Genomic DNA, 24,873 nt, shown 5'->3' with positions numbered 1-24,873 from the left:
TACTATAAACTATCACATTCATAACCATAGGTAATTTTAACCTTATTATTCATCTGTTCTAATTGCACAGAATAACATGAACTACCATTTTCTTCTATATATCCAAAAGACTCACTTTTAAAAAATTTTACCCCAAATTTTTTAAGTTCCTCTTTTATATCATCTATTTTTCTATTGGAGTAATATGTATATACTTCAACAGAACCTTTAATTACTTTTTTAGGATTAATAATTTTACTTTTTTCTTCTCCATCTATATTAGAATTTTTTAACTCTTCCTTTGCTTCTTCTATTTTATTAGAATTTTCATTTACAACATCTTCATTCTTTTTAAACATACAGCCCATAAAACTAATTGTATTATCATCTACAATTGTTAATCCAGTTTCTCCACTACCACCATTATAGTTTTTAAGGTAAATAACATTGTTTTCAATATCATAATCTAACCTTTTTTCTACTCCCATTACATTGATATAACATTTTCCATTTTTAAACTCAAATCTACCAACGGAAGAACACGCCATATCTCTACCTAATTCAAAAAAATCTTTACTTTTGGTATCAACAAAATAGTAAGTTCCCTCTATTCTATCGGATTTACAACTAATTAACAATACCGTTATTAACCACCAAAACAACATTTTTGTTTTCATATTACTTTACTTTTCACCACAAATAGAAAACAAAAAAAACAGGCTTGAGACGTTATCTCTACCTGCCTTTGTGGGAGTCGAAGCCCATTACAACAAAGTAAAGCAACGCTCAAGCCATAACTTGAGCATTTGCTAAACTTCTCTCTGTTGTAAATTTGATATTTTCGACTTTTCAAAGGCAGAAATCAGTTCGCTAAATGCGGTATGTGTTTAAATTAATTCTTTTTTATCCTTATATTTTACCTATTTTTTCAAAAGTAAAAGTAGATATTTTTTCTGTTCACTACAACTTTTTTCTGTTAAAAAGGAAATCCAAACACCTTTAGTATTTGGATTTACACTTTGTTGTAATGGTTTTCGACTCCCTTATTTGTTTTGTAAATTCCCTACTTTTAATTCAAACACACAACAAATATTTAATTATCTTACCTAATTATTTTCAAACCACTTAAAGCACCAATCGTACTATTACCTTTTGTAGAACAAATATTTAGTAGCGTTCTCCATTATTTTTTCTTTAGATACTCTCTTATTACTCAAAAGGTAATTATCTAAATCTTCTACTTTAAAATACATACATTTTCCATTTGGTTTATAGGAGGGTATTTCTTTCTCTCTCCCTAATCTTCTTACATAATGAATACTCAAACTCAAATATAACGACGCTTCTACTGTATTGGCGAAACCTCTTAATTTTATAAGATTTATCGTTTCCTCAACGGAATTTTTTTGTACACTCATACCATTCAATTTTAAAATGTTAATCAATTTCGATTCTTCGATTACATTTCATAATTCAATGGTCATTATGAAACTTTGGTACTATTCAACGATTTTTCTATTCTATAAATCCAATTTAGGAATATTGGTAACCGCTTCTATCTTCTTTTTGTCTATAACCTTTGCGTATATCTCTGTGGTTTTCAAATATCTATGTCCTAATAGTTTACTTACCGTATAAATATCTGTATTCATTGTTAAATGTAGTGTAGCAAAGGTATGTCGTGAACTGTGGTAAGTTATGTGTTTTTCAATTCCAGCATCTTCTACCCATTTTCTCAAAATTTTATTGTGGTAAGCACTATAAACTAAATTTTCAAAAATTACATCATCATCATTTTTTCTTTCTCCTAAAATATCCACAGCCTGTTCATTTATTGGGAGATATTCTACACCTTTTGTTTTTTGTTGGGTAAATTTTATTAAGTAACCGTTTTCTTTATCGTAGTAGATATTTTTCCACTTTAAAGATTTAACATCAGAAAATCTTAAACCCGTCAAACAACTAAAAATGAACGCATCTTTCATTGTTGGATAATCACAATCTGTTTTTACTAATTTTTGTAATTCCTCAAAGGTTAAATATTGTCTATCAGTTTCTTTTTCCTTTATTCCTTTTACTCTATTGGTAGGATTTTCTACAATCATTTTATTGTAATACGCCTCTTTCAAAGCAGTTCTTACCTTATTAAAGTAGGATAAAGCGGAGTTTTGGGATAACTTACCATTTCTATTGGATATTTTGGAAGTTAATAAGTAAATTTTAAAATTCTCCAAAAACAATTCATCTACTTTAGAAATCTGTATATCTTTTCCTTTCAAAAAGTTTTTTAAATGTTTGTGTGTGCTGTACCAATTTCCATAATTCCCATTACTTTCGTACTTTTTATCTACCAACGATTTAAAATATTCTACAAAACCAATTTTTCCACTTACATTACTTACAAAACCATTTTTTTTACTTTGGTAATCCAATACCTTTTGGGCTCTTATCGCTTCTGCTAACTGTTGTGTTTCCTTATTATGTTCTTTCTCCAAAAAATCCTTTGGTTTGTCATACAAATAAAGATTTAACCACTCTGTACTCCTCTTTTTTGTATCTTCATCATAGTACATTAAATACAAACTATTCTTTTTGGATTTACCTTTTTCTAAATTCTTTTTGGAAATCTGTCCCCCTCTTTTCATTAAATATATTTTCATCGTTTCTCTTTTTTGTGTTACTAATTATTGGGTAACATTCCCCCTAATCAGTAACACAAAACAACAGAAACCTCCGATGAATAAACCTAAAATTACTTTTTGTATTTTTTAAGTTACTTCCCATATCCCACAATTAACCACTAAAATAACTGTTTGTTAATCGTAATTTCATTAAAAAATATCGTAACCTAAAATGTTAAATCACAAATAATTAAAAAAATGATACTATCAAATGATACTATCAAAACAATTTTTATAAAATTTTGTTCAAAGGAATACACAATACATTTATTGTACTATTGTTTATTTTGGAGTACAATAACTTTTAATCTTCAAACGATACTAAACACCAAAAAATATTTTAAAGCTGTACAACATTCTAATTTATCGCCAACAAAAAAATCGATAGACTTACTACTTATAATAACTTATAGATAAACAATTCAAAGGAAGAGAAAATCTCCTTTAAATATAATTAGTATTAATCTCTACTACTGTTATTATTTTTAATAATGGTAGTAGAGATTAATGGTAATTGAAATTTTTGAAAAACTAAACTACTTATAGTAGATATTTTCAAAGGAAAAAGTAGTAGTAGTGATAATTAACAATAGTTTAATGTTTTCCAAAGGGGAAAGAAAAAATTTGAATTTAAAAAAGCAAAGGCAACAACTGTGTTGTTGGTATCTACCTTTTTAATTCTTTATGTAATTGTTTATTTTAATTATCTACCTAATTATAAGGCGATTTTTTGTAATATTGTAGTTGAAAATTTGTAATTAAGTAAATGAAAATTTGCAATATTGAAAATAAAAAAAACTACTATTAAAGATGAAATTTAGTAATGTAGAAGATGAAAAAAAGTGATTACACCCTTTTGAATATTGTGTAAAAATATTGTAGTTTGAATTTCTATAAATAAAGTTACGAAAAAAGATTGAAAAATAGATTTTTTTATGAAGGAAAATAATGACATAAAAAGGAAGATTACTATAAGAATTCCTCCTAAAATATATACTAACAAAGAATTGAATATTAGTGAAAAATTGGTTTTAGCATTGGATTATTCGTTTAGTAGTAAAAAAGGATATACTATTTTGAGTAATGTAGAAATTGGAAAATTATTGAATTTACACCAAAATACAGTAGGGAAAAATAGAAAATCGTTAATTGAAAAAGGATATTTAGAAAAAGATTCCAAAGATAAAAGGAAACATACTCTAATAACAAAAAAGTTAGAGGAAGTAGAACTACCATTGATTAATGGTAAAACAGACAGAAGAATACTTATTTTACCTTTTGAAATATACAATAAACCTAATTTAACAGATGGTGCTAAACTTTTTTGGAGTGATGTACATTCTTTTAGAGAAAATAGAGATGGATATTTCCAACAAAGGAAAACTACTGCTTTGAGATTTAATGTATCTGAGGACAGTATAACTAATTGGACTAAGGAATTAAACAGATTGGAATTATTGGAAGAATACGAAATTAAAAGTGGTTATTATACGAAACAAAGAACTATACGAACAAAAGAAATTAATGATATAAATGGTTTTAATGATGTTACCTATATTAGTGATGAAATTAAAACTAATAATACAACTGAAAGGAAAATTAATAAGGAAGAAGAATATGAGATTCTTCCATTAGGAGGGGTAAAAGGATATTCCCAATTAAGAATAAAGGAAAATAAATATAACAATGAGGAAGATGATGATGAAGATTTTGACTATGATGATGAAGAAGATAATGATGAAAATTTCTGAAATTCTAATTTTAAAAGTGTTCTACCGTTTGAAATTTTAAAATAGTGTAAACATTATCTTTGAAAAGATAATCGATTTTTGAATGTGATAAATGTATAATTTTTAAGAATTGTGGAAAAAATTGAGATTGAAATTAGAAAATTTCTGATTGAATTAGCAAAAAATAATAGAACTACAAACTATACAGATATTAATGAAAAATTCGACTTAAAATTGAATTTTAGTGATGAATATAGTGGAGATAGAGCTAAAATTGGAAGAATATTAGAAAATATTTTACGATATGAAAATAGAAAAAAGAGACCTTTTTTAACAATAGTTGTAATAAATAGAATCAAAGATAAATACTATAACGAATATCTTCCATCTGATAAATTTTATAAAATTATTAAAGGTTTTAGGAAACATAAAGAAGATTTATTACAGAAAAATAGATTGGAAATTTTTAATAAATATTCTGAAAATTTATACAAATTTTGGAGTAATCCTATAAACTACGAAAAGTATAAAGATTTTAAGTAGTTAGGATTTCCTCCAAATCCTCTTTTAAAAAGTAAAATCTATTTTTTAAACACACATAATTTAAGTTATTTTCTTTGATTTTTCTACGGAGAGTAACCTCCGAAATACCAAAGTAAACAACAGATTCTTTTACAGATAGATATTTTTTATTTTGGAGATTTTCTTTGATAATAATAGGCTTTACCTTTGGAATAACTACTGAATTTTCTTTAAGTAATCGTCTATAATTTCGTTTGAAACATTTTTTAGAACAATACATACCTTTACTACTTTTTGCTACAAATTCCCCATTACAAACGACACATTTTCTTTTGATAGAAAGATAACTCATTGTTGAATATTTAGATTTACAACACTGAATTTCAATAATTTATCTATATAAACAAAATGGAAATTAACTTTCCTTTATTCATTAGTGTTTACAGAGTGTAGTGGTATAAATTTTACAAAATCTTTCTATTTTTAAAAATTAGTATCACAATTAGTAACAAAGATTTAGTAAATAAGGGTAAACAAAGTTATCCATTGAAACATAGAAAACCCTTTATTAATCGTACTTTTTAAGTAGTTTTATAGTGGTTTGAAATCGTAAATTACTTTCCGATACAAAAGTTTGCAAAGATATTACCTAACAATTCATCGTTAGTTACTTCCCCAGTAATTTCACCAAAATAATACAATGCCTGTCGTATATCAATTGCCATCAAATCTGAAGACAAACCTTGTTGTATGCCCCATTGTACTTTTTGAATTTCTTCTAGGGCTTTGAGTAACGAATCGTAATGACGGGTATTCGTTATAATCGTTTCGTTGTTGCGCAGGGCTCCTGTCTTTACAAATGATAATAGGGTGTTCTTTAACTCATCGATACCTATTTTTTGTTTAGCTGAGATGAATAAACAATTTGAAATTTGAGATTTGATGTTTGACATTAATTCGGTTGGCATCAAATCCATTTTATTGAAAATTGTCAGTAACGTTTTTTGAGGATATTTGTTTTTAATTTGTTCTATTTCATTTTTAAGTGAATCTAAACTGTTGACTATTAGCTGTGAACTGTCAACTAAAAATAGAACCACTTGTGCTTGTTCGATTTTTTCGAAGGTTTTTTGGATTCCTATGCTTTCTACGACATCTTTTGTTTCGCGTATGCCTGCGGTGTCTATAAAACGAAAGCCTATGCCGTTGATGACTAGTTCATCTTCTATGGTATCACGGGTGGTTCCTGCAATATCAGAAACAATGGCGCGTTCTTCGTTTAATAGGGCATTTAATAGGGTCGATTTACCTACATTAGGTTCGCCTACAATGGCTACGGGGATTCCGTTTTTAATGACGTTACCTACGGCAAAGGAGTCGATTAAGCGTTTTAAAACAAATTCGATGCGGTTTAATAAATCTATAAACTGACTTCTATCGGCAAATTCTACATCTTCTTCGGCAAAATCCAATTCCAATTCAATTAAGGAAGCGAAGTTTAATAATTCCTCGCGTAGTTTTGCTAATTCGTTGCTAAAGCCGCCACGCATTTGTTGCATGGCAATTTGATGACTGGCTTCGTTGTCCGAGGCAATCAAGTCGGCTACGGCTTCGGCCTGTGAAAGGTCCATTTTTCCGTTTAGGAAAGAGCGCAGAGTAAATTCGCCTGCTTGTGCCATACGGCAGCCTTTGCGAAGTAGTAGCTGGATGATTTGTTGTTGTATGAATATAGATCCGTGACAGGAAATTTCTACGGTGTCTTCGCCCGTGTAGGAATTGGGTCCTTTGAATAAGGAAAGAAGGACTTGATCTAGAATTTTATCTCCATCTACAATATGCCCTAAATGTAGCGTATGGGATTTTTGTTTGGCTAAGTCTTTATTTTTAATGGATTTAAAAACTTGTTGTGCTTTAACAATTGCCTCTTTACCTGAAATACGGATTACAGCTATGGCTCCCGCTCCTGATGGAGTAGCAAGCGCTACAATAGTGTCTAGATTCATGAATATCTTAAAAAATTTAGTAGCAAAGTTAACTATATTTTTTTAAGAATAAATGAATGCTAATGATGTATTAAAAAAGATGAATTAGATAATTTTTTTTATCACTCTTAATTTGTGTGTATGTTTATTTTGTTCGGCATTGTATATTCCTAAATGGTCTAAGCGATCTATCCTAACTTTTCCACTGGCATGTATGATATAATTGTTTTCCATTATGATTCCTACATGAATAATATTACCTTCTTCGTTGTCAAAAAAGGCTAAATCACCTGGTTCGCTTTCTTCTATAAAACTTAGAGCATCACCTTGTGCGGCTTGTTGAGAAGCATCTCTGAGTAGTTTATAGCCGTTTAATTTGTATACCATTTGAGTGAAACCGGAACAATCTATTCCAAAAGGTGTTTTTCCTCCCCATAAGTAGGGGCTGTGTAAGTACATAAAGGCCGTATTAATAATTTCGGTTTTTGATTTCTGTCCTGTTATTTTTAATCCTTCAAAATGATAGTTTTCTGTATTTATGGTTGGCAGATCTAAAAAACGTAGAGAAGCTCCAAGAGGGATAGCCATTAGTCCTTTTTCTGACGTTGTAACATATTCTATAAAATCGCCATTTAGTAGTAAATCAGAGTTTTCAAGTTTTTGATAGGTTTGAGCTGTTATAGGTTTAAATTGTTTATTGTCTACCCATCCTTCATAGGCATCAAAGGCTAATTTTATTTTAGACCATTTTGGGTTTTGCTCTACTATCTGAAAATGCTCGCCAAATAAAACTTGTGAAACGAGTTCACTGCGATCACTTGGTTCTAGACGTAAAGGGATATTAGCTAAATTACAAATGCCAAACATTTTGTGTATTCTATTTTTTAAATTATGAGTTATGAAAAAATTCTTTTTTAAGGACTTTACTCATAACTCATAGGGATTTTATTATTAGATTTTTTCTATTACAATAGCAGAGGCTCCTCCTCCACCGTTACAAATGGCTGCTGCTCCTATTTTTGCATTGTTTTGCTCTAATACGTTCAATAAAGTAACGATGATTCTTGCTCCAGAGCATCCTAGTGGATGACCTAATGAAACAGCTCCTCCATTTATATTTACTTTTTCATTATTTAACCCTAGTATTTTAGCATTTGCTAATCCTACTACTGAAAAAGCTTCGTTAAATTCAAAAAAGTCTACTTGATCTAAGGTTAGACCTGCTTTGGCTAGGGCTAATGGTAATGCTTTAGCTGGGGCTGTTGTAAACCATTTAGGTTCTTGTGCGGCATCCGCATATCCTTTTATATAGGCTAATGGTTTTAATCCTAATTCATTTGCTTTTTCTTCGCTCATTAAAACTAATGCGGCTGCTCCATCGTTAATTGTTGAAGCGTTTGCTGCTGTAACAGTTCCTTCTTTTGTGAATACAGGGTTTAAAGCTGGAATTTTATCTAATTTTACATTTGTATACTCTTCATCTTTAGAGACTACAATGGGCTCTCCTTTTCTTTGAGGAATTGTAACGGGAATAATTTCGTTATCAAATTTTCCTGACTCCCAAGCAGAGGCTGATCTTTGATATGATTGGATCGCAAAATGGTCTTGTTCTTCACGGGTAATATTATGTTCTGTTGCGCATAAGTCTGCACATACTCCCATAGCGTTATTGTCATAAGCGTCTGTTAAACCATCTTTTTGCATTCCATCTACAAATGTGGTAGGACCAAATTTCACACCATTACGCATGTGTACATAATGAGGAATTAACGACATATTTTCCATTCCTCCTGCTACAATAATATCTGCATCACCACACATAATAGCTTGTGCTCCCATCATAACCGCTTTCATACCTGATGCACATACTTTGTTTACAGTAGTACAAGGAACCTCATTTGTAAGTCCTGCAAATAATGCTGCTTGTCTAGCTGGGGCTTGTCCTACTCCTGCTTGAATAACATTTCCCATATATACCTCATTTACTAAGGCTGGATCTAAATTTATTTTATTTAAAGCACCTTTAATGGCAACAGCACCTAGTTGTGGAGCTGTAACCGTTGATAAAGCCCCCATGAAACTTCCTATTGGTGTACGGGCAGCTGATACTATAACCACTTTTTTCATTACGAATAATTTTCTAAATTAGTTTGTGCGAAAATACTAATTTAAAATAGAAATAGTAAACTCTTTTAATGATAATTCGTATAAGAAGTTGGTATAAAACTTTATTTGATTTTAATTTGTTTTATCATGGGTTTTCCTTTTTTGATTTATTTTCTTATCTTATTTTGTATTGAAGATATTAAATTAAGAGTTCGTTAATATGATTTAACAACTCTAAACATTTAGAGTTTAAGACATTATGTTTTTAAATAAAATGATCCTTATTTTTTTTTAAAAAAAAACAAATAAATACTTGTAAAAACACAATCTTATTATATCTTTGCAACCGCAAAACGAAATAAAAGTTCTTGTAAAAATCGTTGGAGAGGTGCCGGAGTGGTAACGGAGCAGATTGCTAATCTGTCATCGGGTAACCGATGCCAGGGTTCGAATCCCTGTCTCTCCGCTTTTCTAAAGTCTTACGGGGTGTAGCGTAGCCCGGTCATCGCGCCTGGTTTGGGACCAGGAGGTCGCAGGTTCGAATCCTGCCACCCCGACAAAGAAAAGCTTAGATTTTATCTAAAAGGTCCAATAGCTCAGCTGGATAGAGCAACTGCCTTCTAAGCAGTAGGTCTCAGGTTCGAATCCTGATTGGATCACAAAAATCAACTTAAATAGGTTGAAAGTTCATTAAAATATTTAAAATTAAGGAGAGGTGCCGGAGTGGTAACGGAGCAGATTGCTAATCTGTCATCGGGTAACCGATGCCAGGGTTCGAGTCCCTGTCTCTCCGCTTTTCTAAAGTCTTACGGGGTGTAGCGTAGCCCGGTCATCGCGCCTGGTTTGGGACCAGGAGGTCGCAGGTTCGAATCCTGCCACCCCGACAAAGAAAAATTTAGATTTTATCTAAAAGGTCCAATAGCTCAGCTGGATAGAGCAACTGCCTTCTAAGCAGTAGGTCTCAGGTTCGAATCCTGATTGGATCACAAAACATAACAGTTTAAAGCTATAAAGCTCATAGATCATTTTATAATGATGTATGAGCTTTTCAGTTTTATCAACAATTCATCAAACTAATGATGGATCAAGAAAAAAGTTAGAAATTAATTATACAAAAATTTAGATAATCTGAATATAAACTTTATAGATTATTTTATCATATCTAACAAGATTATTACCACTAGCAGAGTAATTAAATAAGATTATTTTTTTAGATTATCTCAACACAGATCTTATACATTAGACAAGTAGCCCCCCTTTTTAGCCAGAAGTATTAACAAGTCTTTATTTATTTTTTTTAGACTTAAAACATATTTTATAATACAACTTTTCTTTTGATTGCAAAGGATTAAAAAAAGGAATGCCTAAGTTTAGTTTAATAGTTTATCTTTTTTATTAAAAAAACAGAAGTTAAAAAACGACTCCCAACCACCAAGTTTGTCATTTTTAAAACTTTTTTTCTACAAACATTTAACTGTAGACATTCCTAGGGGAAATACATTAGACCTCATTAATAGACCTAAAATTAAAGACTAAAAAAACTAAAAAAAAACTAAAAACTGTAAGCTTAATAGATTATATAAGGATGCCACAAGACTTTTAGGTCTTTTATTTTTAGGTGTTTTTATTTCATGAGTTAAAAACAAATTGTATTTCTTCTAATGTATTTTTTTGATTATAATATCAAATAAAGTATAGCTTGAACGAATAGGTTTAATATTACTCCTATTAATAACCAGACCAAACAATTATTACACATTCCTATTTTTTTTATAGTTTTCATATATAATTTTCAATGTTAATAAAAAATAGATTTGATAATGATTTCATGATTTTTTATCCTTTTATTTTTGTTATATTATCTGAATCTGTTTTTAATGACTTCTTTATTTCATCAATAAATATCTTTTTATCAAATAAATTATCTCTATAAGATCTATTTTTCACTATCTATTTCGTAATAGTTTGATTACTAAATAATTTATTGAAATATTATCTCTGAATTAACTCTTTTTTTAAGTTTATTTTTGGGGTCTTATTGATTAACCAAGACTCCTAGAACTAATTCTATTTTATTACACACTTCTTCATTTACATTTCTGAAATGCCAAAAATCAAACACTTTTGATTCTGGTATTTCTGGATAATAATTTTGAATAACTGCTTTGAAGGCATCAAAACTTCTAAAACCTTTATGAAAAAAACCCATCAAAAGGCTACTTGAACGCTGAATTAGCTCAATACGTTTTAATGTAGACAGTTCTCTCTTCTTCATTGTATTTTTAGAATCAACTAACATAACTTTTGTATATTTGTTTTTAATATATGCACAAAATATTTGCACAAATAGTTTGTGTAAACTGTGTGTTATAATTAAACGGATTATATACACACTCAAACTATATGTGAAAACCAGATATACAAATATATAAAATATTTGATGTTAAACAAATAAAAAATCAAATAATTTATAAAATAATAAACAATGTTAAAATTAGACCAAACCACAGAAAAATCTATGACTCCAGAAAAATTAAAAATAGCTAGAAAGAAGAAGGGCTTGACTCAAAAAGAAGTAGCTGATTTAATAGGTGTCTCATTCCAAACTTATAACGGATACGAAAATGGGAAGAAAATTCCATCAACAAAATATCAAATTTTAGAAAATGTCTTATTCAGTGCAAATTATGTAAACGAACCTGCTTCTATTTATTTCAAAGAAAACGGACATGATAAAACGATCAAGCATTTGAATGATATGATTGCACAACGTGAGGAAATCTTAAAAATTCTAAATCCAAATTCTTTAGATTATTATCACAATTTAGAGATGATTCAGATTTACAAGGAACGAATAAAATATATAAACCTATTTAAAGAGAATGATAATAGCTAGAATCTTATTTAATTTTTTAAATGATTTTTAAGAATAATGAAAGTAATAAAAAGTTAGATTTTATCATTTTTCACCTGTCTTTTTACTATAAAAAAATAGATTACGGGAAGGTGTACTTTAAATTGCATACTTGATTATATCGTTTTTTTTGCTCAAAAATGATAAACTGAAGTTTTGTTTTTATTTTTTTAGATAATTATTAGGGATGATTATCTAATTAGGTAAATGTGTTTTTTAGAACTGATATAGATTTTTTTTTAGAGTAATACCATAACTATTTTCACAAATAGTTTGCGTAAACTGCATGTTATAATTAAACGGATTATATACACGCTCAAATTATATATGAAAACCAGACATACAAATATATAAAATATTTGATTTTAAATAAATAAAAAATCAAATAATTTATTAAATAATAAACAATTTTAAAATTAGACCAAACCACAGAAAAATCTATGACTCCAGAAAAATTAAAAATAGCTAGAAAGAAGAAGGGCTTGACTCAAAAAGAAGTAGCTGATTTAATAGGTGTTTCATTCCAAACTTATAACGGATACGAAAATGGGAAGAAAATTCCATCAACAAAATATCAAATTTTAGAAAATGTCTTATTCAGTGCAAATTATGTAAACGAACCTGCTTCTATTTATTTCAAAGAAAACGAACATGATAAAACGATCAAGCATTTGAATGATATGATTGCTCAACGTGAGGAAATCTTAAAAATTCTAAATCCAAATTCTTTAGATTATTATCACAATTTAGAGATGATTCAAATTTACAAGGAACGAATAAAATATATAAACCTATTTAAAGAGAATGATAATAGCTAGAATCTTATTTAATTTTTTAAATGATTTTTAAGAATAATGAAAGTAATAAAAAGTTAGATTTTATCATTTTTCACCTGTCTTTTTACTATAAAAAAATAGATTACGGGAAGGTGTACTTTAAATTGCATACTTGATTATATCGTTTTTTTGCTCAAAAATGATAAACTGAAGTTTTGTTTTTATTTTTTAGATAATTATCAAGGATGCTTATCTAATAGGTAAATGTGTTTTTTAGAACTCATTTAGATTTTTTTTAGAATAATACCATTTAACCTTTGAAATTTCCTTATAATACTTTTTTTAACCTCGAGACTGCCCAAAAAGTTCACAATCTTGTCATTTCGACCAAAGGGAGAAATCACATAATGCTGATTATGAGACTCCTCCTCACGTCGGAGTGGCAAACCGCATGTTTATTTACACCATCTAACCTTTGAAATTTCATCATACTATTTTTTTAACCCCGAAACTACCCAAAAAGCTGACAATCTTGTCATTTCGACCAAAGGGAGAAATCACATACTATTGATTATCAAACTCCTCCTTGTTTAGGAGTGGCAAACTGCATGTTGATTTATACCATTTAAACTTTGAAATTTCCTTATAATACCATTTTTTAACCCTGAGACTGCCCAAAAAATTCGCAATCTTGTCATTTCGACCAAAGGGAGAAATCACATACTATTGATTATAAGACTCCTCCTTACGCAGGAGTGACAAACCGCATGTTGATTTATACCATCTAACTTTGAAATTTCCTCATAATACTATTTTTTTAACCTTGAGACTGCCCAAAAAGCTGACAATCTTGTCATTTCGACCAAAGGGAGAAATCACACAATATTGATTATCAAACTCCTCCTTACGTTATCGGAGTGACAAACCGCATGTTAATTTAGTCACTATCCTACAAAATCAATAAAAATTAGTATTGGTTCCCGATGTGCTTCGCGCTCGAACTAACGATTTTTGTTGTTAGTATGGTAAACTGTCTATATGAAATTTTTTTTATTCTTTTTCATTTTCATCACAAAGTCTAATATATAATCTGAGTTAAAAGATTTTAAATTGATTATTACAATTTTCTTAAAAAATCAATTGCTTTTTTATTGAAGGCGTGGGCTTGTTCTACATTTACAACATGTCCACATTTTTCAATAATGGTTAGTTTTGCTGATTTATAATGTGCTTCTACTACCTTTTTTACAGCTGGAAGGAACATATAGTCTTCTTCTCCCATTATATATAAAGTTGGAATATTTAATTCTACTTGTCTAAACCAACTTAATACGGGATTTATTTCGGTTGTTAGTTTAAACCATTTTATAAATTCTTTTTGATATATTTTTTTGGCTTCATTGATAAACATTAAACGAGATTGTTTATGGTTCTCCTTTGGCATAATAATAAAGGCAAATAATTTATAGAGAACTAAATAAGGGAGTATGTATTTAAAAACATTTCCTATTCTCATCAATATTTGTGAACGGAAATTCATTTTTAAGATTGCTCCTCCCATTATCATACTTTTAACTCTTTCTGGTTGTATTTCGGCTAATTGTCTAATTACTATAGTTCCTAGGGAAATTCCAATAAAATGAGATGATTGTATTTTTAGATAGTCTATAACTTCTAGTACGTCATGAGCTATAGATGTAAAGGTATATTTTTTTGAGAGGCTTGTTTTTTTAGAATTTCCATGTCCTCTTAAATCCAACAGTAAGACATTGAAGTGTTTTTGAAATTCTCTAATTTGTTTAAACCATATAGAAGAACTCCCTCCTGCTCCATGTATAAAGGTTACCCATTGATTTGTGGAAGTATTTTCATAAATGGTATAATGAATCATATTTTTTGAGATGTTTATTATGTTATCAATGTGTGTGGTGAAGATGTAGTTCTCCTATTCTTAAACGTAATTTTTTAAAGTAATCAAAGGCTTTTACTAGTCGTGAACCGTACCAAGAAAACATTTCTCCATCAACAAAAACGGTTTTGGCATGATGAGAATATCGTCCTAATTCAAATGCGTGTTCATCTTTGAATGGATATGGTTCTGATGATAAGAAAATAAGATCGGGATCGCCTTGAATACGCATTTTTTGTACAATAACTTCAGGATATCTTTCAGGATACTTATCATTAGTTGCATAAATGTTTTCTAATTTATTGATCTCTAATAAGTGATTTATGAAAGTATTTCTTCCTGCTGCCATATAGGGTTTTCCCCAAATGAAATACGCTACGGTTTGTTTTTCATAATTTTCTATAAAATGTAGAAAATCATTTTTTAGAAAATTAATTTTATCAATCCATTTTTGTGATTCGGTACGAACGTTGAATAGTTTGCCAAAATCTTCAATCATCTTGTTATTATCTTCTAGTGTATAAATATCAGTTACCCAAACTGGGCAGATTGAACTTAGTTCTTGAACTATTTCTTGTGTGTTTTCTTCTTTATTACAAATTATAATATCAGGTTTTAATTCTTTTATTTTATCAAATTTTATATTTTTTGTACCTCCTACTATGGTTTTAGTTGATTTAAAATGGAAAGGATGTACACAAAATTTTGTAATACCTACAATTTTATTTTCTAATCCTAAATCATATAATAGTTCTGTTTGTGAAGGTACTAATGAAACTATTCTTTTTGGTGTTGTTTCTAAATTATGTTGATTTCCTATTTGATCCGTATAAATCATTTGTTTAAGTTTGATAATTCAACTCTTTTATAGTTTCCTTTTATAGAATTGCTCTTTCTATTAAAATTTGTTTCATTTCTTTTTGTATTTTCAGGGCTTCTTCTCTTGATTTTATACCAAAATCTTGATTTTTAGAGGCATAAATTATTCCTCTGGAGGAATTAATTAATAAACCTACATTTTTATTCATTCCGTATTTACATACTTCTTGTAGGTTTCCTCCTTGTGCTCCTATTCCTGGAACTAGCAGGAAGCTTTCGGGAATTATTTTTCTAATTTCTTGAAAATATTCTGCCTTAGTTGCTCCTACTACATACATTAAATTTTGGGTATTTTTCCAAGTTTTAGAAGTTTCTATTACTTGTTGGTATAATTCTTTTCCATTAGTAGTTAGTGTTTGAAAATCAAAGGCTCCTTCATTAGATGTTAGGGCTAACATGATTGTATGTTTATTTTCAAATGATAGGAAGGGTTCTACTGAATCTTTTCCCATGTAGGGTGCTACGGTAATTGAATCAAATTCTAAATCTTGAAAAAAAGCTTTAGCATACATAGTAGAAGTATTGCCTATGTCTCCTCTTTTTGCATCTGCAATGGTAAAAATTTGAGGATAATTTTCGTTGATGTACTGGATGGTTTTTTTTAGTGAAATCCATCCTTTAACTCCATAGGCTTCAAAGAAAGCTATATTGGGTTTATAAGCTACGCACAAATCGTGTGTAGCATCTATAATGGTTTTATTAAATTCAAAAATAGGGTCTTCTTTTGTTAATAGGTGTTGTGGAATTTTTTCTAAATCTACATCTAAACCTATACAAAGGAATGATTTTTTTTGTTGGATTTGTTGGATCAATTGTTGTGTTGTCATCATCTTATTTTGTGGTGCAAAAATAAAAAAAGGATATTCAAATTGAACATCCTTTTAAGAAATATATTAGTTTTAGAATTGATAGGAAATTCCTCTGTTTAAAATTCTTTTATAACCTAATCCTGATTCTACGCTGATTTCTAATTTTTTCCCACACCTAAATACTATGTCTTTGATTTAAAAATTAAATTGGCTTGAATTATCAAAGGATATTCCTTCTGATAATAATTGATTTGTTCTATTTCGTATAAGAGTATATCCTATTGCTAGTCCTGAACATAGTCTAAATTTATGGTTTAAAAAATAGTTATAATTAGATTTTAGGGCTAGGGTAATGTTATCTTCTTTTTGCTTATTAATTACTTTATTATTAGATAATACATCTGATTCAAAAACTTCATAAGCTAGATGTAATCATAAATTTAATCTATTAATTATTGCATAGTTATACTCTAGAGTAAATGTACCTTTACTGACTTCATTGTCAATTGGTATGGTTCCTAAACTTGCTGGTCTGGTAGCTGTTCGTAACAGTATTTATAATATTATTTATGGAAACTATTCGGCAGCTAATTTTTAATTCATTCGTTTCTTTTTCTTGAGCAGTAAGAAAAAAAAGAGGCTGTCCTAAAAGTAATAAATCAAGATTATGTGATTTGTTCCTTTAGTCGAGATGACAAGATTGCGAACTTTTTGAACAGTCTCTTTTTTAAAAATTTATTTTTTTCATATTGAACGTTATTGTGTTTCAATAACGTTCAATATACTAAAGAAGGATGAATTATTCAATGATTAATTTCACTTCTACTCTTCTATTTAATGCTTTTCCTGCTTTTGTTTTATTAGAGGCAATGGGTTTTGATTCTCCGTAACCTATAGCTTTTAGTCGAGATTTATCAATTCCTTTATCTACTAGGTAATTCATAATAGCAGATGCACGAGATTCTGAAAGTGTTTTATTAACTTCTGCTTTACCAACACTGTCAGTATGTCCTTCTAATGAAAATTTAGCTGTAGGATATTCATTTAATAAGGCTGTCATGGCTTCTAATACTGAATAGGTAGAGGCTTGGAAAGTGTTTTTTCCTGCATCAAATAAAATTGTTTTTGCATAATCGTTTAGTTTTTTAACAACTGCTTGTGTAACTTCTGGACATCCATTATTTTTAATTGTTCCAGGAACGTTTACACATTTATCATCTTTATCTAAAACCATGTCTCCATCAGTATCAGGCCAAGGGCAACCGTTGTTTTCAACAGGTCCTACTACTGTTATACATTTATCTTCAGGGTCTATAACACCATCATTATCTGTGTCTTTATAAGGGCATCCTTTATTTTCTTTGGGTCCTTTTTCGTTAATACATTGGTCTAGATTATCTAGGACTCCATCATTATCTGTATCAGGTATTATTTTTTCTTGAGCTACGGGAGTAGGTTCTGGTATTTTAATTTCTTTTGGTTCTTTTTTACGTTTTTCTCCTTTGTAGATTGGCACTTTTAATCCAAAATATACATCTGCTCCTTTTGATTCTGAAGAAATTAAATTGCTTAAAACAGATCCTGATCCTATAAATAAAGGACCTAAGCGTAAACTAGTTCCTACATTTAGTCCTCTATATTCTAAATAATTAATAGGTATTGCAAAACTAAACCATTTGCTTTCGTAACGTGGAGTTACAATATAGGTGTTTGCAATTGATGTTGTATTTAGTGCTTTTTTATCATTTAGATTAAAATCTCCATTAATATTTAAATAAAATTTTCTAAAAAAATTCCAATCTATATTAGTATGCAAGGCTGTTGGCAGCGTTACTTTTTGTGAAGAATAGATTTCTGGTCTTGTATCAAATAGGGCTAATATCTTTTCTAAATTACCTGCTGATTCTACTAATACTTGATTTACGGTGATGCTATTAAATTCGTAATGGTTTTCAGTATTTGTTTTATAATTAATAGTACCTATATCTGTTACAGATACTCCAAATTTCCATTTATAATTAGGTCCATATTTTTTTTGAACATTTTGGTTTTTTATTTCAAAAATTAATCCTAGATCACCTCCAAAACCATTTGAGTTTGGGTTGTATTTTAGTTCTTTATCTAGGTTATTAAAATCTTTTGTACCTCCATAAACAAAATCTCCTGTAGCTGTAATTTTTTGATTATTAGGAAAATTGTTTGCGTTGAAAAATAGGTTTATGTTTTTTCCATAAGCGTAGGAGTTAGCAAATCCTTGTAAGTATTTTAGTGATATACCTCCTTTTAATGAATATTGCTCATTATTTAATATAATAGCTCCATAAGATAGCCCTAATTCTGCCCAGCTATTTGCTACCATATTAAAGTCTCCTTCATCTATGTTGTAGTCTTTAATGTCTTTAAAGTCTTTTCTAAATTTATCAAATAGAGTACCATTTAGTTCGTGTATGTTTGCATTTCCTCTAGCTCTGGAGAAGAATCCAATAGAATGTTTTGGTGTTATATTAAACATAAATGAAGGACCTAGTATGTCTGCATTTACGATTATATTATTATTTGATGAAGCAAATTTTTTAGATTGTAAATCTATGTCAAAATCTTTTTTTAAAAGATCTGTAATTTTTACACCAAAATAATCATTGCCTAGCAAGGCACTCCCTGAAACTAGATTTAAATCCAAACGATAAGGAGATGCTACTATAGTAGCAGGGTTATAAATCATCCCATGCACACCACTGTAATTATCGGGTACAAATCCTATATAGGATTGTGCTTCTATTTGCTCTGTACAAAGAAATAGGGAAAATAATGCTAAAATTTTTTTCATTTAAATTTATTTGATGGTTAAAAAGTTTTTTTTTCGTGGGGTCTGAAAAGTTAAAGATCAGTATCTATTATAGGATAAACACATTATTAGTGTTATATAATTTACTTTTACTATTCACTTCGTTGGAGTTTCTGTTTGGTCAAAATGAAAAGACTGTTCCTTTCGGGACAGTCTTATTAATATACTTCTGATTCTTTTAGTTTTTCTGTATTAGCTACTAATTGTAATTCGTCTATGAATTTTTGAATTTTCCCACTCATCACCCCATCCATATCAAAGATATCCATTCCTATTCGGTGATCTGTTACACGTCCTTGTGGAAAGTTATAAGTTCTAATTTTTGCAGAACGGTCACCTGAACTAACTTGCGAATTACGTTTTTTAGCGTCTTCTTCTTGTTTTTTAGCTAGTTCCATTTCATATAAGCGGGAACGTAGTACTGATAAGGCTTTATCTTTATTTTTATGTTGGGATTTTTCGTCTTGACATTGTGCCACTAATCCTGTTGGAATATGTGTCATCCGAACAGCTGATTTAGTTGTATTTACGGACTGTCCGCCTGGTCCTGAAGAACAGAATAAGTCTATACGTACATCATTCATATCTATATGTACATCAAATTCTTCTGCTTCTGGTAATACCATAACAGTAGCTGCTGAGGTATGTACTCGTCCTTGTGTTTCTGTTTGTGGTACACGTTGTACTCGATGTACACCTGCTTCATATTTTAGAGTTCCATAAACGTCTTCTCCTGTTACTTCAAAAATAATTTCTTTAAATCCACCTGCTGTTCCTTCGTTTAGATCTACAACAGAGGTTCTCCATCCTTTTGTTTCACAGTATCTGGTGTACATTTTGTATAAATCTCCTGCAAATAAAGAAGCTTCATCTCCACCTGTACCTGCTCTAATTTCTACCATTACATTTTTAGCATCTTCTGGATCTTTAGGAATAAGCATAAACTTGATCTCTTCTTCTAATTGTGGTAGTCTTTCTTGTGCTTCTTCTAATTGCATTTTGGCCATTTCTACCATTTCTGCATCAGAACCATCTGCTATTATTTCTTTAGCTTCATTAATATTTCCAACAAGATTTACGTATTCTTCTCGTTTTTCAACCAATGCTTTTAAATCTTTGTATTCTTTATTTAATTGTACATAACGTTTCTGATCAGCTATAACATCTGGCTGAATAATTAAGTCTGATACTTCATCAAAACGTTGTTTTACATATTGAAGTCTGTCTAACATATTGTAATTCTTCTATTTTGGAATACAAAATTACGATTTTTGTTTCAAGAACCAAGAATTAGAGATTTAAGTTTTTTTATCTGATCTAAATATCTTCTTTTGTGTCTTTGTTTTAGTGTAAAAACAGAGTGTTATTTGTTATATTATTCTTACTTTTCTTATATTTTTTTATTGGATATTGTATTTTTTTTTATACTTGTCGTTTAATTGAGTTTGATGCGATTCTAAAGAAATTTTTCTTCCTTGAATGTAAGCTTGTGATAAATTATTTGTTCGCATATCCAGAGCATCTCCTTCTGAGATGAATAATGTTGCTTCTTTACCTACTTCTAAGGAACCACAAGTTGAATCTATTCCTAAAATTTTGGCTGTATTTAGTGTAATGGTTTGTAGGGCTTGTTCTTTTGTCAATCCGTATGCTACTGTTGTACCTGCTAAAAATGGAAGGTTTCTTGTATTCATTCGCTCCATATCACCACTATTTTCTAATCCTACTAAAACTCCTTTATCCATTAAAATCTTTGCTAGTTTAAAAGGCTGATCTATATCATCGTGATCTAAATTGGGCAAACTGTGTACTCTTCCTACTAAAACTCCAATATTATTTTGAACTAAAAGGGGGGCTACTTTATCTGCTTGATAGCCTCCAATGATTACCATTTTTTGTATATTATTTTCTTTTATTATTCGAATAGCGTCGATGATTTGTTTTTCTTCATAGGCGTTTACATATAGTGTTTGGGTTCCATTAAAAATTCCTCTCATAGATTCAAAAACAATATTTTTTTCTATTGGTTCGTTATTCAAATATGCTTTGGCTTGTTTTAAGAAATCTGAAAATTCGGTTACTTCTTTTAGATACTCTTTATTTACTTCTATAGTACCTGGTTCAGCCCACCAACCTGTTTTTTTGAATGTAATTGGAAAATAACAATGAATTCCGTCATTTTCCTTAATTATTGCATCTTCCCAAGTCCAAGCATCCATTTGTACAATAGAAGAGGTTCCTGCTATATATCCTCCTCTAGGTGTAATTTGAGCCGTGAGAACTCCATTTATACGAGCTGTTTCTATTATTTTAGATTCTGTATTATAGGCTATTAAACTTCTTACATTAGGAGTAAAACTTCCTATTTCTCTTTCGTCATTGGTTGCTTTTACTGCGTCTATTTCTACTAGTCCTATGGTGGAATTAGGTGCTATAAAACCAGGATATATGTGTTTACCTTCTGCCTTTATTACCTCATCATAAGAGTTTAAATCAATACGTGTCAGACGTGCATCTGCTATTAAATTTAGCTTCCCGTCTTTAAATCCTATCGCGCTATTTTCTATTAGCTGACCATTTCCTAAATGGGCTATAGCATTTATAATAAGTATTGATTTAGTTTGTTTAGGAGCTGGTATTTGTTGAGCATACATTCCTGTTATAAATAATACGGAATATAGAAGTTTTATATATGTTTTCATTTATTTAAATCTTTATTGGTTATCATGAGTCTTTTAGTCTTCTATTGTATCGCAATGGTAATGCTTTTTTTCTGTTTTAGTTGCTGGTCGCACAGGGGCTCCTTGGTTTTTTTGCTGCAACATTTGATTTATTAATTCTATTTTCTCCAGTTGAATTGTTTGTCTGTATTGTTGATCTTGTATTCTATCATAATATATAGTTCCTTCAATTATGGTCTTCTCTACTTTTGCATATATTGATAATGGATTATCATTCCATAAAACTAGATCTGCGTCTTTACCTATTTTTATACTTCCTATTCTATCATCTAGGTGTAGTAATTTAGCTGGATTTAATGTTATCATCTTCCAAGCTTCTTCTTCTGATATGCCGCCATATTTAACTATTTTTGCTGCTTCTTGATTTAATCGTCTTGACATTTCGGCATCATCAGAGTTTATTCCTACAAGTACTCCTTGTTTATGAAGAATGGAAGCATTATAAGGTATGGCATCATTTACTTCATATTTATAGGCCCACCAATCGGAAAAAGTGGAAGCTCCTGCCCCATGTTTTTTTATTTCATCCGCAACTTTATATCCTTCTAATATATGCGTAAAGGTATTTACCTTAAAGTTAAATTTTTCAGCTACTCTCATTAAAGATAAAATTTCAGACTGAACGTAAGAATGACATGAGATGAATCGTTTTTTATTTAAGATTTCAGCTATTGTTTGTAATTCAAGATCAATCCGTGGTTCTTTTAATTTACCTGATTTTCCTTGTGTATTGTAGAGTTTCCACATTTTATCATATTCTAATGCTCGGGTAAAATAATCTATAAATACTTGTTCTACTCCCATACGGGTTTGCGGGAAACGGGTTGGATTTGAAATTCCCCAATTAGATTGTTTTACATTTTCTCCTAAAGCAAATTTGATAAATTGAGGTGCGTTTTGAAAAATCATTTCATCGGGTGCTAATCCCCATTTCCAACGTACTATAGCTGACCGCCCACCTATAGGATTGGCTGAACCGTGTAATAATTGTGAGGTGGTTACTCCACCTGCTAAATTTCTATAGATATTAATATCTTCTGAATTAACAACATCTTCTATTGTTACTTCGGCTGATGAATTATGTCCTCCTTCATTTACTCCTTTAGATATTGCTATATGTGAGTGTTCATCAACAATTCCACTTGTTAAATGTTTGCCTTTTGCATCTATTACTTCGGCTGTAATATCACTAATATTCTTTCCTATTGTTCTTATTTTTCCATTTTTTATTAAGACATCTGTTTCTGTTAGTATTCCTTCTTTTTCATTAGTCCAAACTGTGGCATTTTTAAATAGTATATTTCTTTCTTTAGGCCTTTCAGGGTTTCCATACGGTAAATTTGGGTAGGTTATAGGGGAAATTTTTTTTATCTCGTCTTTCGATGGTTTTTCTTTGGTTGTTACAAAAACATTTGTTTGTTTAGCTTCCCAAGTAGATTCTAATCCTTGGGCTGTTACAACTTTTCCTTGTATGTTTTTAGCATCTGAAATAAACCCTGTTAATCTATGAAATTTTGTTGTGGTGGAATCTGTTGTTTGTAATAGAAGATTTATCCAATTATGAGAAACTGTTAATTTAGAGTTTACTTTTTTATCCTGATCGTTTTTAACTTCTATTTTGGGAGTATTTATTTCTCCTTCTATATTCATTTTATATTTTTCATCTCCAATGGTTAATTGATAGGTTCCTCTGATATCTTTTGTTTCTAAATCGTTTATTATATATTTTCTACCATTAACCCAATTTTCAAACAAGGTAGTTTTTACATCAAAAATATCTCCTGAAGTAATTAAAAAATTGGCATAAGCTCCTTTTTTCAGACATCCTATTTTATTGGTTTTCCCTAGCAAACTAGCTGGAACTGTAGTTAATGCTTCTAGTGCTTTAGTTTTGTTTAAACCGTATTTTATGGCTTTTAATAAATTCGTTTTAAAGTCCTCTATTTTTTTTAATTTATCTGTTGTTAGGGCAAATACAACGCCATTATCATCTAATATTTTAGGGTTTAAGGGAGCTTGATTCCAGAATCGTAAATCAGCCAATTCTATTTGATTGGCTATATAAGGATCTGATACGTCATAAGCTTCGGGAAAATTAATCGGGATAATAAATTTAGAATTTATTTTTTTAATTTCTTCAATACGTTCAAATTCGTTTCCTGCTCCTTTGAATATATAATTAATTCCAAATTGTTTTCCTATTTTGGCTATTCGTAAACTGTTTAATTTATCTTCTGTGTCAAAAATTTGAACTAGTTTTTCATTTTTTATCAAAGATTCTAAAGAAGTATCTTTATAGTCTGAATTTTCTTTTTTATACCAATTAGCATCGTGATACATCTGCTTCAACAGTGCTAATGTTCCCATTAATGAAGATGGATACGCTTGATTAGAAGATGTACTTCTCATTAAAGAGAAATGATGAGTTATTGTTTTTTCTAAAAAATTATGGGTTTCTTGTTCATTATTCAAAAATACTAAAGCACCTGTACCTCTAGCAATTCCATCTGGAATATGGGTACATAAAAGACCAAATCCTGCTTTTAAAAATTCTTCTGCTCTTTGATTGTCATACTTATAAACTTCAAAAGCATTATTTTCTGTTTTAATGTGTTCATTCCAATAATATCCTTTTCTTTTAGTATCATAAAAAGGATTATCATTTCTATTTGTATTAGATTTTGTCGTTGTTTCGATTCCAAAATTAGTGTACAAATCAATAAATGAAGGATAAATTGTCTTTCCTTTTAAATCAATACTAATAGTTTCTTTAGGAATTATTACATTTTGACCAACTTCTATTATTTTACCCTCTTTAACTAATAGTATTCCGTTTTCTATTATTTCAGAAGGTGTAATGTAAATTTTTGCATTAATAAAAGCTTTTAGGTTATGGAATCTATTTTTAACATTTTCATTATTTGGAAAATATTCTTGCGAATTTATTGTTTGTAAAAACACTAAATTTAGGAGTAAAAATGCTTTTATATTTTTCATTAT

At 29.7% G+C, this 24,873-nt stretch carries 19 protein-coding genes and 6 tRNA genes; 10 read left to right on the top strand and 15 right to left on the bottom strand.

The annotated features are described in order from the left end of the window. Positions 1–2: 2 nt before the first annotated feature. From ACUXZJ_RS09850 to ACUXZJ_RS09840, 3 genes are all read right to left on the bottom strand, one after another. Positions 3–656 (bottom strand): hypothetical protein, encoded by a 654-nt coding sequence (locus tag ACUXZJ_RS09850; protein ID WP_446194847.1) that lies wholly within the window; start codon positions 654–656, stop codon positions 3–5. A 468-nt stretch (positions 657–1,124) separates the two neighbouring features. Continuing rightward, positions 1,125–1,397, bottom strand: coding sequence for a helix-turn-helix domain-containing protein (locus tag ACUXZJ_RS09845; RefSeq protein WP_446194845.1), 273 nt, complete (start codon positions 1,395–1,397; stop codon positions 1,125–1,127). A 102-nt stretch (positions 1,398–1,499) separates the two neighbouring features. Further along, positions 1,500–2,639, bottom strand: coding sequence for a site-specific integrase (locus tag ACUXZJ_RS09840; RefSeq protein ID WP_446194843.1), 1,140 nt, complete (start codon positions 2,637–2,639; stop codon positions 1,500–1,502). Between the two features lie 956 nt (positions 2,640–3,595). On the opposite strand from ACUXZJ_RS09840, the gene ACUXZJ_RS09835 reads away from it, so the two are divergent. Continuing rightward, positions 3,596–4,411 (top strand): hypothetical protein, encoded by an 816-nt coding sequence (locus ACUXZJ_RS09835; protein WP_446194841.1) that lies wholly within the window; start codon positions 3,596–3,598, stop codon positions 4,409–4,411. Between the two features lie 111 nt (positions 4,412–4,522). After that, the gene (locus ACUXZJ_RS09830) at positions 4,523–4,933 is read left to right on the top strand and encodes a hypothetical protein (protein WP_446194840.1); all 411 of its coding nucleotides are present in this window, start codon (positions 4,523–4,525) and stop codon (positions 4,931–4,933) included. Here the strand turns inward: ACUXZJ_RS09830 and ACUXZJ_RS09825 are convergent. The 4 genes from ACUXZJ_RS09825 to ACUXZJ_RS09810 form a co-directional block, all read right to left on the bottom strand. Continuing rightward, complete coding sequence (locus tag ACUXZJ_RS09825) at positions 4,926–5,264, bottom strand: helix-turn-helix domain-containing protein (protein WP_446194838.1); 339 nt, start codon at positions 5,262–5,264, stop codon at positions 4,926–4,928. The two genes, ACUXZJ_RS09830 and ACUXZJ_RS09825, sit on opposite strands and share 8 nt — an antisense overlap. 262 nt (positions 5,265–5,526) lie before the next feature. After that, positions 5,527–6,915 carry a tRNA uridine-5-carboxymethylaminomethyl(34) synthesis GTPase MnmE gene (gene mnmE / locus ACUXZJ_RS09820; RefSeq protein WP_060381953.1) on the bottom strand — a complete coding sequence of 463 codons (1,389 nt, stop codon included), beginning with the start codon at positions 6,913–6,915 and terminating at the stop codon, positions 5,527–5,529. Positions 6,916–6,999: 84 nt separating this feature from the next. Then, positions 7,000–7,761, bottom strand: coding sequence for a C40 family peptidase (locus ACUXZJ_RS09815; protein WP_063744013.1), 762 nt, complete (start codon positions 7,759–7,761; stop codon positions 7,000–7,002). An 84-nt stretch (positions 7,762–7,845) separates the two neighbouring features. Further along, positions 7,846–9,021, bottom strand: coding sequence for an acetyl-CoA C-acyltransferase (locus ACUXZJ_RS09810; protein ID WP_060381951.1), 1,176 nt, complete (start codon positions 9,019–9,021; stop codon positions 7,846–7,848). 361 nt (positions 9,022–9,382) lie between these two features. On the opposite strand from ACUXZJ_RS09810, the gene ACUXZJ_RS09805 reads away from it, so the two are divergent. The 6 genes from ACUXZJ_RS09805 to ACUXZJ_RS09780 all read left to right on the top strand — a co-directional run bounded on the left by ACUXZJ_RS09805 (position 9,383) and on the right by ACUXZJ_RS09780 (position 9,986). Continuing rightward, positions 9,383–9,466, top strand: a tRNA-Ser gene (locus ACUXZJ_RS09805). Between the two features lie 16 nt (positions 9,467–9,482). Then, positions 9,483–9,557, top strand: a tRNA-Pro gene (locus tag ACUXZJ_RS09800). Positions 9,558–9,585: 28 nt separating this feature from the next. Beyond that, positions 9,586–9,659: transfer RNA gene (locus ACUXZJ_RS09795), tRNA-Arg, on the top strand. 50 nt (positions 9,660–9,709) lie between these two features. After that, positions 9,710–9,793 (top strand) — tRNA-Ser (locus tag ACUXZJ_RS09790). Between the two features lie 16 nt (positions 9,794–9,809). Further along, positions 9,810–9,884, top strand: a tRNA-Pro gene (locus ACUXZJ_RS09785). 28 nt (positions 9,885–9,912) lie between these two features. Continuing rightward, positions 9,913–9,986 (top strand) — tRNA-Arg (locus ACUXZJ_RS09780). Between the two features lie 1,049 nt (positions 9,987–11,035). Here ACUXZJ_RS09780 and ACUXZJ_RS09775 read toward each other — a convergent pair. Further along, the gene (locus tag ACUXZJ_RS09775; protein WP_123861986.1) at positions 11,036–11,275 is read right to left on the bottom strand and encodes a hypothetical protein; all 240 of its coding nucleotides are present in this window, start codon (positions 11,273–11,275) and stop codon (positions 11,036–11,038) included. Between the two features lie 210 nt (positions 11,276–11,485). Here ACUXZJ_RS09775 and ACUXZJ_RS09770 point away from each other — a divergent pair, with 210 nt between their 5' ends. Both ACUXZJ_RS09770 and ACUXZJ_RS09765 read left to right on the top strand, forming a co-directional pair. Continuing rightward, positions 11,486–11,896 (top strand): helix-turn-helix transcriptional regulator, encoded by a 411-nt coding sequence (locus tag ACUXZJ_RS09770; RefSeq protein WP_060381949.1) that lies wholly within the window; start codon positions 11,486–11,488, stop codon positions 11,894–11,896. A gap of 458 nt (positions 11,897–12,354) precedes the next feature. After that, on the top strand, positions 12,355–12,732 hold the full coding sequence (locus ACUXZJ_RS09765; protein WP_060381948.1) for a helix-turn-helix domain-containing protein: 378 nt from the start codon (positions 12,355–12,357) through the stop codon (positions 12,730–12,732). Positions 12,733–13,807: 1,075 nt separating this feature from the next. On the opposite strand, the gene ACUXZJ_RS09760 is transcribed toward ACUXZJ_RS09765, so the two are convergent. From ACUXZJ_RS09760 to ACUXZJ_RS09730, 7 genes are all read right to left on the bottom strand, one after another. Then, a complete protein-coding gene (locus tag ACUXZJ_RS09760) occupies positions 13,808–14,581 on the bottom strand; it encodes an alpha/beta fold hydrolase (RefSeq protein ID WP_063744014.1) in 774 nt (257 codons plus the stop codon). 25 nt (positions 14,582–14,606) lie between these two features. Then, a complete protein-coding gene (locus ACUXZJ_RS09755; RefSeq protein ID WP_060381946.1) occupies positions 14,607–15,437 on the bottom strand; it encodes an ABC transporter substrate-binding protein in 831 nt (276 codons plus the stop codon). 40 nt (positions 15,438–15,477) lie between these two features. Continuing rightward, positions 15,478–16,305, bottom strand: coding sequence for an orotidine-5'-phosphate decarboxylase (gene pyrF / locus ACUXZJ_RS09750; protein ID WP_060381945.1), 828 nt, complete (start codon positions 16,303–16,305; stop codon positions 15,478–15,480). 781 nt (positions 16,306–17,086) lie between these two features. After that, positions 17,087–19,114 (bottom strand): DUF5723 family protein, encoded by a 2,028-nt coding sequence (locus tag ACUXZJ_RS09745; RefSeq protein WP_060381944.1) that lies wholly within the window; start codon positions 19,112–19,114, stop codon positions 17,087–17,089. A 176-nt stretch (positions 19,115–19,290) separates the two neighbouring features. After that, on the bottom strand, positions 19,291–20,364 hold the full coding sequence (gene prfA / locus ACUXZJ_RS09740) for a peptide chain release factor 1 (RefSeq protein ID WP_060381943.1): 1,074 nt from the start codon (positions 20,362–20,364) through the stop codon (positions 19,291–19,293). 168 nt (positions 20,365–20,532) lie between these two features. Continuing rightward, the gene (locus ACUXZJ_RS09735) at positions 20,533–21,834 is read right to left on the bottom strand and encodes an amidohydrolase family protein (protein ID WP_060381942.1); all 1,302 of its coding nucleotides are present in this window, start codon (positions 21,832–21,834) and stop codon (positions 20,533–20,535) included. Between the two features lie 33 nt (positions 21,835–21,867). Then, on the bottom strand, positions 21,868–24,870 hold the full coding sequence (locus ACUXZJ_RS09730) for an amidohydrolase family protein (RefSeq protein WP_163444727.1): 3,003 nt from the start codon (positions 24,868–24,870) through the stop codon (positions 21,868–21,870). Between the last annotated feature and the right edge of the window lie 3 nt (positions 24,871–24,873).

The sequence above is a fragment of the Flavobacterium sp. TN-1 genome (genome assembly GCF_052828645.1).
The sequence above is the reverse complement of the archived record's forward strand: the minus strand, read 5'-3'. Positions and strand labels throughout refer to the sequence as shown.